Source organism: Cupriavidus mimosae (genome assembly GCF_023952485.1).
Classification (GTDB): Bacteria; Pseudomonadota; Gammaproteobacteria; order Burkholderiales; family Burkholderiaceae; genus Cupriavidus; species Cupriavidus taiwanensis_C.
Genome location: NZ_JALHRY010000028.1, coordinates 19,434 through 32,896, shown reverse-complemented (window position 1 = coordinate 32,896; position 13,463 = coordinate 19,434). Strand labels below are relative to the sequence as shown.

The 13,463-nt window shown below is 63.4% G+C and carries 13 protein-coding genes; 3 read left to right on the top strand and 10 right to left on the bottom strand.

The features are described from left to right. Positions 1–353 precede the first annotated feature (353 nt). From MKD50_RS28960 to MKD50_RS28950, 3 genes are all read left to right on the top strand, one after another. Positions 354–1,406 (top strand): CAP domain-containing protein, encoded by a 1,053-nt coding sequence (locus tag MKD50_RS28960; RefSeq protein ID WP_012354551.1) that lies wholly within the window; start codon positions 354–356, stop codon positions 1,404–1,406. Positions 1,407–1,485: 79 nt separating this feature from the next. Next, positions 1,486–1,812 (top strand): hypothetical protein, encoded by a 327-nt coding sequence (locus MKD50_RS28955; RefSeq protein ID WP_232348027.1) that lies wholly within the window; start codon positions 1,486–1,488, stop codon positions 1,810–1,812. Positions 1,813–2,034: 222 nt separating this feature from the next. Next, positions 2,035–3,063 carry a CAP domain-containing protein gene (locus MKD50_RS28950; protein WP_012354552.1) on the top strand — a complete coding sequence of 343 codons (1,029 nt, stop codon included), beginning with the start codon at positions 2,035–2,037 and terminating at the stop codon, positions 3,061–3,063. Positions 3,064–3,654: 591 nt separating this feature from the next. On the opposite strand, the gene pilV is transcribed toward MKD50_RS28950, so the two are convergent. From pilV to MKD50_RS28900, 10 genes are all read right to left on the bottom strand, one after another. Continuing rightward, complete coding sequence (gene pilV / locus MKD50_RS28945) at positions 3,655–4,902, bottom strand: shufflon system plasmid conjugative transfer pilus tip adhesin PilV (protein WP_012354554.1); 1,248 nt, start codon at positions 4,900–4,902, stop codon at positions 3,655–3,657. Positions 4,903–4,909: 7 nt separating this feature from the next. After that, on the bottom strand, positions 4,910–5,389 hold the full coding sequence (locus MKD50_RS28940) for a hypothetical protein (protein WP_012354555.1): 480 nt from the start codon (positions 5,387–5,389) through the stop codon (positions 4,910–4,912). Between the two features lie 36 nt (positions 5,390–5,425). Further along, the gene (locus tag MKD50_RS28935; RefSeq protein WP_012354556.1) at positions 5,426–5,926 is read right to left on the bottom strand and encodes a type 4 pilus major pilin; all 501 of its coding nucleotides are present in this window, start codon (positions 5,924–5,926) and stop codon (positions 5,426–5,428) included. Between the two features lie 98 nt (positions 5,927–6,024). Further along, the gene (locus tag MKD50_RS28930; protein WP_012354557.1) at positions 6,025–6,525 is read right to left on the bottom strand and encodes a prepilin type IV pili; all 501 of its coding nucleotides are present in this window, start codon (positions 6,523–6,525) and stop codon (positions 6,025–6,027) included. Between the two features lie 33 nt (positions 6,526–6,558). After that, complete coding sequence (locus MKD50_RS28925; protein WP_012354558.1) at positions 6,559–7,599, bottom strand: type II secretion system F family protein; 1,041 nt, start codon at positions 7,597–7,599, stop codon at positions 6,559–6,561. Further along, on the bottom strand, positions 7,596–9,401 hold the full coding sequence (locus MKD50_RS28920) for a GspE/PulE family protein (RefSeq protein ID WP_012354559.1): 1,806 nt from the start codon (positions 9,399–9,401) through the stop codon (positions 7,596–7,598). Before MKD50_RS28920 ends, MKD50_RS28925 begins: the two co-directional genes overlap by 4 nt. After that, the gene (gene pilO2 / locus MKD50_RS28915) at positions 9,398–10,639 is read right to left on the bottom strand and encodes a type 4b pilus protein PilO2 (protein WP_012354560.1); all 1,242 of its coding nucleotides are present in this window, start codon (positions 10,637–10,639) and stop codon (positions 9,398–9,400) included. The genes MKD50_RS28920 and pilO2 overlap by 4 nt, the downstream gene beginning before the upstream one ends. A gap of 3 nt (positions 10,640–10,642) precedes the next feature. Continuing rightward, positions 10,643–11,137: a type IV pilus biogenesis protein PilP gene (pilP, locus tag MKD50_RS28910; protein ID WP_256461666.1), complete on the bottom strand. Its 495-nt coding sequence runs from the start codon at positions 11,135–11,137 to the stop codon at positions 10,643–10,645. 195 nt (positions 11,138–11,332) lie between these two features. Beyond that, positions 11,333–13,003, bottom strand: coding sequence for a type II secretion system protein GspD (locus tag MKD50_RS28905; RefSeq protein WP_012354562.1), 1,671 nt, complete (start codon positions 13,001–13,003; stop codon positions 11,333–11,335). Further along, on the bottom strand, positions 13,000–13,449 hold the full coding sequence (locus tag MKD50_RS28900; RefSeq protein WP_018003857.1) for a toxin co-regulated pilus biosynthesis Q family protein: 450 nt from the start codon (positions 13,447–13,449) through the stop codon (positions 13,000–13,002). The genes MKD50_RS28905 and MKD50_RS28900 overlap by 4 nt, the downstream gene beginning before the upstream one ends. Between the last annotated feature and the right edge of the window lie 14 nt (positions 13,450–13,463).

The following is a 13,463-nucleotide window of genomic DNA, read 5'->3' as shown; positions in this document are numbered from 1 at the left end:
GCCTATGCTCTGCGCCCCAACCAACTGGGCTCAACCTTTGCGAAATCTTGCCGACTAACCATCCTTAACGCCAGTGTCGGAACCTCCCGTTCGGCGAGCCTTGACTTCGGCACGATGTCGCTAATCTGGAATCAAGCGGCTCGAATCCAGCCGCGATCCCATTGCCTCATCTCACCGCGGAGAAATGGTGTTCGCGCAAGCGTTGGCGCCTGCTAGCAGACTTCGTGACACCACTTTTGCTCCGAACAGAGCATCTGCTGTCCGTGCTGGCTTGGCAGTAGCAGCAACAGCGAAGACTGCGGGACAGGCCGGCAATAGGCAATGACATCTCTCCTGCTATATCGGAAGAATTCGTGAAGACGAGAAAATGGTTTGCGTTGCTGTTGCTGGCGCTCATTGGCAATGAGGAAGCTTGGGCAAGCGGAAGTGTTCCGTCGGCTGCTCCTGGCCCGGCAGAAGTTCCCTCCCTTGCGCTGCGGACCAGCGTGCCGGAGCCATCCTACGCAAAGAGTTCGGGACAGCTCGCGCTCTTCAACGGTGTCAACGCCTTGCGCCGGAAGCTCGGCGTCGGTCTTCTCATGCAAGACCCCGCGCTCGACACCGCCGCCCAGGCACATGCTGTCTATCTCAGCGCGCACAGCGTGGCACAGCATGACCAATCCGTAGGCTCTCTGCATTTCTACGCAACCACGCCTCTGCTACGAGCCAGAAGGGCCGGTGTCGGCGACACCCAATGGGTGGCCGAAATCGTGGGCGCAGCCAGAGGCCCCGATGATAGCGAGATCGGCGCAGGCTGCATCGATCAGTGGTACCACACCGTCTACCACTTGCAGTCGCTCGTCACGAACCAGGAATCCATGGGAATTGGATTCAGTGATACTGGTGCCTTGGGCCTGAATCACTGCGTCGTGGACTTCGGCACGAACACTGCAACACAACCAGGCCCGACACCCAACGGTGTGCCCTATGGAGGAGGCCAGCAGATCGATGCTGAAATCTTCGTCACTGTGCCAGCAGACGGCGACACCGACGTGCGACCCGGTTTCAACTTCGCCGGCGAGTCGCCGAATCCTGCGCCGGATCTGCCGGCGCCAGGCCGCCCCCTGATGATTTACGCGAATGGTGCGCTCGCGGAGGTGCTGTCCGTAGAAGCCTTCAAACTCGTTGACGGCAACGGCGCGGAGCTGCCTGCGCGCGTTTTGGTGTCCCCGGCGGCGAAGGCGGATGGCTCGAATGGTATGGCAGACGAATACCTCCGGAACAACGCGGCCTTCCTGGTCCCGCTCGCGCCACTGGCGGACCGCGAGGCCTACACGGCTTCGTTTTCTGGCACTCGGGCCGGCAAGCCGGTGAGTATCTCCTGGACCTTCAGGACTGCTACGCCGGGAGCCTCCACTTTCCGATAGCCCAAGCGCGCCGACGACCCCGCCGGACGGTTTCGCGGGGCAGGCCTCGAAACACATACAACGGAGATTCAACGATGGAATGGATAACGATCGCGGTCTTTCTGGTTTTGCCAGCTTACCTGGCGTTCAAGTGGGCAAGACAGGAGGGGCGTTGGCCTGGCCATGGGCGATTGCCTCCTTCATGTTCTCGTACTTCGCCTTGATCGCCTTTGCGCTGACGCGCAAAGGCCTGCCGACGGTGAGCGAATATGCGCGGAAGTATCCAGCATGCGTGACCGAGCGCGGCATGTCTTGCTATCGGTGCGGATCCAGAAGCATCCGCCTCTGGCGCGAGCAGCCGTTCATTGCCGCGCATCAGTGGCACATCTGCAATAGCTGCGGCACATCGCTCTACCGATCGCGGTGACGTGCACTTGACGCGGTCTTCGGGTCCGCCAGCCGTAACGATTACCAGGACACCCCTCTTTCCGGGGGGTCAAGTTTGGCTCCAATTCGTCGACTAGATGCTGATCGCCTTCGTGTATTCTCACGTCCGGCCGGGGATTGCGGGCACTTGACTTCGCGCGCCGATAGGTAAGCTAAAAGTAACGGTCGATCCCCGGCCGGTCAAAGTCAGAGGAAGAAAAGCATGCAAAACTCCAAACTCGCTCTCTCGGTTCTGGCCACTGCCATGGCGCTCGCTCTTGCCGCATGCGGCGGTGGTGGCGGTGACGATGGTGGATCCAAGAATCCCACCACGCCGCCTACAACTCCGACGACGCCGCCGCAGGAGCCGACGTCGGTGCCGCCGGCGACCACAGCTCCGGTATCGACGTATCCGAACGGAGATCAGCGGCTTGCGGCCTATGATGCTTTGAACTCACTCCGCCTGAAGATCGGCGTCGGCGCGCTTAAGCAAGACGACAAGCTCGACATCGCCGCCGATAACCATCTGGCTTACATGAAGGCAAATAGCGCTACAGGCCATTTGGAAGTAGCCGGAAATGCTGGCTTCACTGGTGCGAATCCCTATGATCAAGTGGTTGCAGCGGGCGGGTCGGAGGATCAATGGATTGGCCAAGCTGTGTCTAGCGGGGCGCCCGACGCGGAGAGCTGCCTCGCGGGCTTTAAGCGGTCTGTCTACCATTTACAAGCCATCACCAGCAATCAAGAGACGGTCGGTCTTTCGGTGCGCGACAACCGCTGCGTCATCAACTTTGGCATAGTCACCGGCGCCAAGGGTGGCGGTTATGGTCTCGCGCAATGGGGTGGTCAGCAGCTCGCTGCGAATGCCGTGGCATACTACCCTGCTGACAACGACTCCATATTCGGAACTTTCTACCCAGCTACGGAAAACCCCAATCCGGCGTCGGATCTTGCCAGTGCTGGACATCCGATCATGTTCCGGATGGCGGCACCGTCGTCCTCCAACGTTTTGACCGTATCCAGCTTCACGCTGACTGGCCCTGGCGGAGCAGCGGTTCCGGTACGAGTGCTGGTTCCGGCTAATGCAAAGGCCGGTTCCGTCGCCAGCGCGATCGAGAACACGAGCCTCTACGCTGGCGTGGTGTTCATGCTCCCGACGCAACCCCTCACAGGGGGCACCCACACAGCAACATTCGCAGGTGCTCGCAATGGTGTTGCTATCAGCAAGTCCTGGAGCTTTACGGCGTTCTGAGCAACATGTTACCCCTCTAAAAACAAAGAACCCCGCAACGACGGGGTTCTTTGTCTGTTCAGCCCTGGGATCTCAATACTTGCAAACCTCGTAGTAGCTGGTGCCCGGGTAATTCCCGTTGCCAGGTGTTGACGTCTTAGTGGCACCAGCGTAATAGCCGCGCGACTGCATATCAACCTGGATAAGCGGCCACATCGCCGAGGGATCATGCACAATGGGTCCGGCATCCCAGGAACTCCAAGTGCGCGCAACCGTGGGGTTGTTGGCGACGCCATCATAAACGGAGTATCCATATCCGTCGCATCCACCATCCGCACTGCAGTTACCGCCCGGCCCAATCGCGATCATGAATTTCCAAAACTCGTAGCGACACACTAATGTTGGAGGGGGCGGCGGCGGCGGGGGCGGCGGGGGATCATCGACCTTGCAGTACGGCAATCTACCTGGCTCCCGATACCAGTGGTGCCCTTGCCTACAGTCTGCCACGGTCATCGGCGGTGCCGGAAACGAGTACAACTGTGCGTTGGCTGCCGAGAAATCAGCTGCGAGAATGCATGCCCAAAGAATTCTTTTCATCAATCAATCCCGGTCCTAGAAGGTGCATCCAGTTGTAACGGTGCCCACGAGTCGCCCCCCGAGCGCCCCAGTATCGTTGCCGCTGTACCATGCGGCAGGAGAGATTGCGCTTGCTTGCGCATACCATGTAGTACCCCAGTCGTTCATGGAGAAGTACGTGCCCTGAATCGGCGGCATCACATTGCCAGTGATGTTGACCATTTCCTGCTTCGGGGTGTACAACGCCCATGCGGTACCACCCGGGCAGTTGTCCTTCGAGAACGTCATACCGTCTGTAACGTTCTCAATTTTCCGAGTAACGGTCATATTGCCCAGCGCGTTGTTGAGCGCGATATACCTGTTGCTCTTGCAGATGAATCCAACATTGGTCGCGCTGGTCGCTATCTGACCATTGTTCCCACACCACAGCCCTTCATAGATGTTTGCCACGGCCGTGCCTACCGCTTGCCAGATGCCGCCGGCACAGATCACATGCCCGGTGCCAGTGGTGCTTCGGCGGGTCGACGTTTCGACGCCGCACGCAGTACCTGGCGCACCGGTACTTGTTAGATAGGTATCGCCACCACTGGTTAAGGCAGTCGTTGCCGTGACCCGAGCGGCATTGCTGACGTCGTTGCCTGCCATGTCGATCGACGTCTGCATCCGATTGAGTTCCGGATGGCCCGGAACCTGCACCCGATATAGATAGCCGTTGTTGGCCTGCGCGCCGGTAAAGGCGAGCAAAGACGCGAGCCGGCCGCTGCCCGGGTTCGCGTAGTTGTCAAGCGGCACCTGCCACGCGCCGTATGCCCCATAGGCGCGGGTTGCCACCATCGTCGGATCGCCGTTTTGTCCGGCGTAGGGTACGAAGCCCCCTTGCGCACCCGCCTGCGCAGCGATCTGCACGAGCTGGCGGGTGTCGGTGATCGGCCGCCCGCCCTGCGACGTGACGAGCGCCTGCAAGTTGTTTGGCGTCGGCTGCAGAACCTGAAGCAGCCAGGTCTGGCCGAACACATTGGTCGCCGAGAACCCGGCTGGCAGATAGCCGCCGTTGATGAGCATGGCCGGCGTAACGTTGACAGGCACGCTTGCAGTTGCCTGAGCAACCAGCGTGGCGGATTCGTCCTGCACGAACTGCAGGGCGGCCTTGTCGAAGACAAGCATCTGGCTCGCCGCGGCGGCGGTCTGCACGTTCGTCACGCCGGCCTTTGCCCACGTCGCGAAGCCGGCAAGGCTCAGCATCGAGAGCATCAGCGCGACGAGATATCCGAGGATGGCTTCCATGCGTTTCTCAGGTGTTCAACTGGACCCAATTGACCAGCGCCCCAACGGGAATGGTCGCCGGCACGCTGTAGGCGATGCCGGTAGCAAGATTGACGGCCGTGCCCTGACTGCGGACCCGGAACCACGCGAGACTGCCCGCTGTGCTGCTGAGCAGCGCGCCGCTTGCGCCTGATGACACGCGCACGTATCCGTAGACGTCGCGCCCGCCGCCCGGATTGGCGACGGCCATGCAGCCGGCACCAGCCGGCGCCACCATCCCTGACGGCAGCACTGGCGTCACGCTCGCACCGACCAGCCCCGGTGTTGCACCGGCGGTCGACACACAGGCCGAGCCGTATGCTTGCGCCTGCTGCGCTGTGACCGTCGCTACAGATTCCATACGGCCAGCCACGCCGGCCCCAGGTGCTGCTTCTGATAGTTGCCGGCTTTGGGCAACAATCCCCAGACAGAACAGGACGGTCGCGATCGGCAGGATGAGATAGCCCATGCCCTTCTCCTCAGACTTTGGTGGCCGCGTGGAATCTCACTGGAAAGTCAGTGTGAAGCTCGCGGTCGCGCTGCATGCGGCGCCGGCGGTGGCCTGGTCTGGCAGGTTCGCCTGCGTGAAGGTCGTGGTCCCAACGGCCAATGAAACGAAATCGCGGAGGGAGGTCGCGGTGCTCACGCACTGCTTGGCTGTCTGAGCACCGCCGCCACCGAACCGGATCACGCCTTGCGAGCCGCTGTTTGCGGCCGACAAGGTCACGGCATTTCCCCACGTGTCGACCAGGGTCGTGCCGCGCACCATGTCCGTCGGAAACATGCCGCCGGTGATCATCGCCGGGATGTTGGCCGTGGTGAAGTTCGTGTAGCCGTTATTCCCCTGCGAGAATCCAGCGCGGGCATTCGTAATCAGTTGCGCGATGTTGGTGGCGACCACGCCAGCCTTGTGGCTCTGGAAACCGTTGTAGCCCGCGTATGCGATGCCCACCAGTGCCAGCAGGCCCAAGACGATGGCGACGATGCGCCCGAGAATCCCATCCATGTCATTTCCCTAAAGTCCACGTCCTGATTTCATCGCCTTCCACCGTGGACGTGATGCCGGTGGAAATTCCGCCTCGTCGCTGTGATCGCTTTGCCTGCTTACTGGAAGGTCAGCGTGAAGGTCGCTGTGGCGCTACAGGCAGCGCCGGCGGTGGCCTGGTCAGGCAAGTTGGTCTGGTTGAACGTGGTCGAGCCGACCGCCAACGTCACGTAGTCCTTCAGGCCCAGTGCTGTGCTCACGCATTGTTTTGCCGTTTGCGCATTGCCGCCGCCGAAGGTAATGACACCCTGGGACCCGTTGTTGGCAGCGGCCAGCGTGACTGCATTGCCCCAGGGGTCGACGAGTGCCGTGCCGCGCACCATGTCCGAGGGGAACATACCGCCAGTAATCATCGAAGCGATATTGGCGGTAGTGAAATTGGTATAGCCGTTGTTCCCCTGCGAGAACCCTGCTCGCGCATTCGTGATCAGCTGCGTGATATTGGTTGCGACCACGCCGGCCTTGTGGCTCTGAAAGCCGTTGTACCCGGCATAGGCGATGCCAACGAGAGCCAGCAGACCCAACACGATGGCGACGATACGCCCAAGAATTCCGTCCATGTGATACTCCTTGTGAGATTGCGAAAGCGATTGTCAGAGCTTGCCCATGGAAGATGTGAGGATCTCCGAGAGCGAGTTGGAGCCGAGCTGCAGAACAACGAAGGCGAGGAACATCAGTCCGGTGAAGGTCGCCGACATCACCATCCCCTTCGCAAGCAGTTGCCGCTCGATGACTTCGGCGTTCTGCCGCACGGCCACCGTGATCTTCTCGGTGAAGTCGTCAAAGCCGGCATACGCGCCGATTTCATCGATCAGATCCAGCGAAGGGAAGCCGTTCCCGGTCTGCCGCATGGCTTCGGCGAGGTCCAGGCCATCGGCCAGGCCGAGTCGAATCGGCCTCAGGCGTGAGGCCAGCCATGGCGATGCCGTGCCGATCTGGCCTTCCAGCGCTGCGATGTCAGGCACTTTCGCCCGCAGCAGCGCGACGAACGACATCAGCCAGCTGAATCCGGTGATCTCTCGGTACACCGTGAACGGAAACACATGCTGGTCAAAGAATCGCCTGCCCGGCCCAGCCCACCTCGGCAACGCCCACCAGCTCCAGACTGCGTAGGCACCGAGGCTCCCGAAGATGACCGGCGCCGGCCATCCCACAGCCAACTGGCCCATTCCGTACATGGCATATGCCCAGCCCGTCCACTTATCGATCGGCAGCACATCGGTGAACTGCGGCACGATGTAGCCGCCGATCAGCAGCAGGACGACATACAGCGTGACTAGGTACACGGCCGGCGCGAAAAAACTGGCCTGCAGTTTCTGCCGCAGACGCGTCGTCAGTTCGCGCACATCCAGCACCAGCCGCATAGCGTCCGGCAACTGCCCGGCCTTCTCGCCGGCGTCCAGCACGCTGCGCTCCAGATCACTGAGGCTCGTACCCATCGCCGCCATCAGCGTCTTGCCATCGCGCACCTGCCGACCGACCTCGTGCGCCGCCTCAGCGGCGCGCTTGCGGCCTCGCCGTGCTTGCCGCTCCCGGAAGTCCTCAATGACCTGGGCGAGAGTCAGCCCATTCTCCAACTGGCTCGATGCCTGTTGATACAGGCGCCGGCGCATCGTCCAAGACAGCCCGTTCATAGTTGATCCCTCATCGGAATGGCGTCTACGCTTCGCTCCGCATCGACAGGGCTCAGGCGTCCCGCCAGCACAAGGTCCATCGCGTGCGCGATCATGGGCTTGTCCGAACCCTCCCGGCGCCGATGATTGCGCCGCGCTGCCAATACGCCGTCGTTGATGCAATCCTGCATAAGCTGCTCGCTGGTCACGACAACTTCAGCTACCGCCTGTTGACCAATGATGGCTTCGCCGTGGCAGTGACCGCAGCCCGCGCCGCGCACTCGGACTTCCGAGAGATCGCCCCAGGTTCGCATCGCACTGAGCATGTAATCCGGCAGTGGTTCTGGGGCCCTGTCCAGCTCCACAGAGCATTTCGGACACAGCAGTGGCACAATCCGCTGCGCAATGAGGCCGATGATCTGGTTGTGATTGGCGATCACCTCCATCGCCAGGCGAACATGGTCCAGCATCACCAGCCGCGAGAACGTCTCGAACGGGTCGGTCACGTGCAGCGTGGTGAGCACCTGGTGGCCGGTCGCCGCCGCCTGCAGTGTCGCGATCGCTTCCTCGACACCGCGGATTTCGCCCAACAGCACCGCATCCGGGTCCATCCGCAACGTCATGCGCAACATCTCCGGGAACCGCTCGCTTTCCGTGGTGAGCTGGATCGCCCAGTCCATCGGATATTCGGTGGGATTCTCGATCGTGATGAGCCGCTTCTCCGGGAAGAGGCGTGCCTGATGCCGTGTGCATTCGAAGAGCGTCGTGGTCTTGCCGCTCCCGGTCGGGCCGGTCACGACGATCACGCCCATGGGCCGGCGCAGCAGCTGCGAGATGAGGTCCACCTGCAGCGGCGTGTAGCCCATCTGGCCGAGCTTGAATTCGCCGCCAGGCGCTTTCGGCGAGCGCAGATCGAGTCGTTTCGCCGCGTCGACCGCGTCCGCCTTCAGCGCGCCCTCATGGTGCTCCCGGTATTGCAGCCGCGCCACGAGGAAGCCGCCACCACTCTCCACCGGGTAAGCGGGCCCACGCACGATCCGCACGCTCGAAAGCCCGGTGCCCGGCAGCGCGTCGCCGGCGATCTGCGCGTCTTGCACGTCCAGCGGGTTATAGGTCGCGGCCTTCACCGTGGCGAGGCCCGTGTACATCGCGCGGATCAGGCGTTCACCCTCCTCGCGGCGCATCGATAGCGCGGAGACCGTGCGCAGATCTCCCTTGATCCGCACCTGAATCTCGGTGTGGTGCTCGCGAACCAGGATGTGAATGTCCGAGGCGATCAGCACAGCGCAATCCGCGATCAGCCGGCGCGCGAGGGTCAGGGTCTGCAGGTCCGTATCCTGCAGTTGACCGGAACCGCGCTGCTGGCGCAACACGGCAAGCTCCTGCGCGGACACCTTGCGCAGTTGGGGCGCCGCACCGCTGCGCCGCAGCTTGGCTTCCCAGGTCAGAAGCCGCGGCGTGCCGAAATGCCGGGCATCCACATAAATATCGCAACCGTGCACAGCCAGCACCTGCTGCACGTTGTCATCGGTCAGGCCAAGCTCCTTGGCGACATCTTCCACATGCAGGCCGCTTTCCGCGGCGCGCTGGCGAAGCGCCGATGCCTGCTCGGCAGTCAGATGGTTCAGGTTGAAGGCGACACGGTCGAAGGTGGCGGGCAGGTTGCGCGGGTATAGGATATGCGGCTCAAGCACCTCGGGAGGCTTCGGCAACGCCAGGGCATCGGACTTCACAGACGGCTCGGCGCGCGCCGCCAGTGCGGCGCCCCCTGTCGAGGCGTTGCGTGGACTGCGCCACAGGCGCGATAGGGTCTTGACCATCATTGACTCCCAGCGGGCGGCACTGCACCGTCCCGCATTGCGTACAGTTTTCCGGTGCCCTTCCATAACTGGGCAGCTGCTTCGTAGCTGACTTCGGTCAGCCGCAGGCCTGCCACGTCATCCAGTCCCTCGCCCACACCCAGCCACGGCGGCGCGCCAAAGCCGATGTCCGCGGTCATGGCGAGCCACGGATCGACCGGGGTGTTGCCGTCTGCCGGCAGCAGCGCGGGCGGCGAGGTCAACTGCAAGCTCACGCCGTTACCCTGTGCGTACGTCCACATCGACCGCTGCGCGGCGGCTGTCGCACTGACTGCGCGCGGGGAAGGCAGGAATGCCGCCGGCGCATTCGCCGTCGCCGTCGCTTGATTGCCGTCCGTGGAAAGCGCTCCGGGAGCATTGGCAGCCAAGCCGCCATCGCGCTTCCACGTGGTTTCGATCGTCAGGGCGGTCGACGTGGCCGGCTTGCAGCGCCAGCTGGCAAGCGTCCAGCCGGCCTCCGCAAGGACCTGCCGGTCCCAGGCGCGGCGACAGGCCTGCAGGAAGGCGGTCGGCATCGCCTCCTCGACCCAGGGTATGGCCCGCTGCCTTGCGGCCTCATTGGCGAGCTGCGCGGCGGCAACCGCGCGCTGTCGCATCAACTGCGCCTCACGCTCAGCGGCTTGCTGTTGGTCGTACCAGTACCAGCCTCCGACGAGAAGCGCCACGACGCCGATTGCCGCTGCCACCGCATAGGAGGTCGACTTCCAAGGTCCAGTCAGCACGTCCCGCATAGGCGACACGCCCTTTGCAGCCCGCGCCATGTTGGCGAGATCCCGTATCGTCCCTTCTACCTCCGTCCATTCCCCAAGGGCGCGATGCCGCTCCCGGATCGGTGCCAGTTCCTCCAGGGTGCCCACCCGGTCGCCACCGGCAATGACGGCGTGGCCCTGCCGGACGGCGATGTACCAGTAGAGGCTGCCCTGCAGGTGGAAGAGTCCCCTCCATGGCTGGCGGTGCTGGCCGGCAACGACCGCGGCGAGCGGCTTCAGCCCGGCCGGCTTCGCGCCGGCGATCGCTTCGCAGAATCCGGTCTGGATGGCCCCTTCCGCGCTTTGATGCACCAGGCCCCAGCGGACGTTCCGGCCGAGTTCCAGCGCGCGCGCGCGTAGGACACCCTGGCTCGGCTGGGCTTCCTCGTGTTGCCAGGTCAGCCCGATGGCGAAGCTGCCCTTCAGTCCGGGGAATGACAGGATCTCAGCCATCGCTCAAGGCCTCAGCGTGCGCACGCGCTTGCCGTTGGCAAGCTTCACCCCACCGTCGTCGATGCTGACGACCTTCCAGCCGCCGTCCAGCGTGTCGCCAGCCTGGACTGGGATGGTTCGACCGCTGACTTCCACAACCGCGTTGTAGTGACCGTCGAACGCGCGCAGCGACACCACGCGGGGCGCCTCCGGCGCGAGCCGCGGTGCGCGCTCTGCAACGCCGCCGACCGGCATCGGACCGGCCAGCGAAATCGATGCCACACCGGCGCCCGCCGCCGCACCGGCAGGAGCTGCAATCAGCGAATCCTCCGCCCGCTTGGCCTCTGCCTTGTACTTGGCGATCTCAGCGCGCGCCTTCCACAAAGCCATTTGGGACTGCAAAGCCGCGAGTTCCGGCGCGTCAGTGGGACGCAACGGTTGGACGGCTTCTGCCGCGGGCGTGCTCGTCGCTGTGGGGCTCGCAACGCCCGCCGCTGGGGCGGCAGCCGTCGGTTGCATTGACGGAGCGGTGCCAGATTGCGACGTCCCTGGGCTGCCTCCCGCCGACGCGATCGCCGCTGCGACAGGGTTCGACATCGCCGACGCCGCATTGGCAGGGGCGGCAGCCGAGAGGCCGACGGTAGCGGCAAAAGCCAGCGCGGCAGGGGGCCAACGATGATTGAATGCGCGATTCTGCATGGAATTGTCTCTGGGTTACAGCAAGCGGGCCGAGATCATGATGGCGATGACCGTGTCTCCCTTGAGCGCACCGACGCCACCACCGAGTGCGGCCATCCACGGCTCGCCGACGCCGTTATTGGTCGTAGACGCCTTCTGGTTGCGCAGGCCTGTGAGCACCAGCGATTCACCCGGCTTCAAGGTGATCGACTGCGTGAACCGGTTGGTCGGCATGGTGCGCAGCTGCACACTGGTCTGGTTCGCGTCCCCGCCCGAGTTGAATCGCTGCAGCGGCAGCAGGTCCGACAGCGTCATGTCGAAGTTCATCAGAATCCGGCCATCGACCACCTTGGGTAGGAAGTTGCTGGTAAAGCCGTAGGTCACCGTTCCGGTCTGGATGGAACTGGTGGAACCGACATTGGCAGCCAGCGTCGTTTGCGACTGCGCGACATAGTCCTGCAGCGTGGCGGTCTGCAAAGCCAGGACTTTGCCGTTTTGCGTGACGCCCGAGCGCGATACCACCTGCGATACATTGCCAAGCGTCGAGAGCGCCTGCACGACGGCCTTGCTGCCGGCGAAAGGACCACTCATGATGGTCGCGCCCAGATTCATGGGGGTGGCACTGCCTGAGATCGTCGGCGTGCTGACGGAACTGAACGCGACGCCGGTCTGGCCAGCGGAGCTTTGATAGGCGAGCGACAGGTTCAGCCCGTAGTTGTCCTCACGCGTGACGCGGACTTCGTAGACCTGCACGTCGATCGCCACCTGCTTGCCGTACATGGCCGCCAGGCTCTTGACGAACTGTTCGATGCGATCGCATTGCACCGGATCGCCCGTCACGGTCAGGGTGCCAAGGTTCTTGTCGACCACGACTTCGGCGCTCGCGCCAGCGACGGCCTTGGCAGTCGCCTGCAGCGTTTCCCACGGCTTCATCTCGACGGACATGTTCATCGACTGGCCGCTACGGCCACCACTTCCGCCTGAACTGCCGCCGTTCCCGCCGGCGCCGGCCATGCCCCCGGAGCTGCTGTCCGACGTGGTGATCGAACCGTTCATGGATGAGGCATCCGCGAGGCTCGGCAGCATGAAGGTCCGGGTTTCCGTCCGGAAGAACGACACCGTCCCATCGTTGTAACGCGACCAGACCCAAAAATACGCCTCGACGGCATCGAGGAAACCCTTGAAGTTGCCTTCGTAACGGAGGGTCAAGGGCGTAGTGATCGCCATGCCAGCACCCTGGCCCGAGCCGGAAGCGCCGGCCAACGGGGCGGCCAGGTCCACTCGGGGCGTGCCACCCATCGGAATTGGCCCAGTCGGCCGCGATCCGGCGGCAGGTTGCGCTGGTGCCGAACCGCCCGTTGCGGACGCCACGGCTGAGGCGTCCACGGTCGCGCGCACGCCGACGCTCTGCGCGATCCAGTTTGCAGCTTCCGTCAAGGATCCAAGCGTGCCCTTGAACACCACGTGTTTGTTGTAGATGTCCGGCTGCGGCTTGCTGGCGCGGATCTTTTCCCCCATCAGCCAGGCGCCCTCATGCACCCGGAACACCGGGCGGCTGCGAGGCGCATCGGCGTATGCGGCGTGCGCCTCGTTGCCGATGGCGTTCTGTACGTTGCGCGTTTCCATCACACCGCAGCCCGACAGCAGCGTGGCGGCCGCCACGGCGGACGCGGTGTAGCGCGCTGCATTGCTCTTCTTCATCATCATTGGACCATCCCGTTTTGGCTGATAATCACCGTGCGATTGCCGCGCCAGCTATCCCCCACCACGTCGGCGCCGTTATTGGCCAGCTCCTCCACCACCCGCTTGACTGCGCTTTCGAAGTCGCTGCCGTAGTCCTTGTCGCCGGGCACGATCCAGCCGTCCGGCACGTTCCAGGCCACCGTCCACCCGGCCCGGCTCGCCCAGTTCTGAAGCTGCTGTTGAAGTGCCTCCCCTTTGACAAGCCGGAACACGGCCCCGGCCGCCGGCGCGATGTTCGGCACGGCCGGCGTGCTGGCCTTGCTCGGCGCTGCGCCTGCGGATGGTGTATTGGCGGCCAGCAATGTCTGGCTGGCAGCAGCCTTGGCGGCACGTGGCGCCTGCAGTTGCTGCCAGCCGTCGTTCGACAGCTGCGAGGCGTGCACCGCCGGCACAAGGATCAGGCCGCTCAAGAGTGATGCTGCGG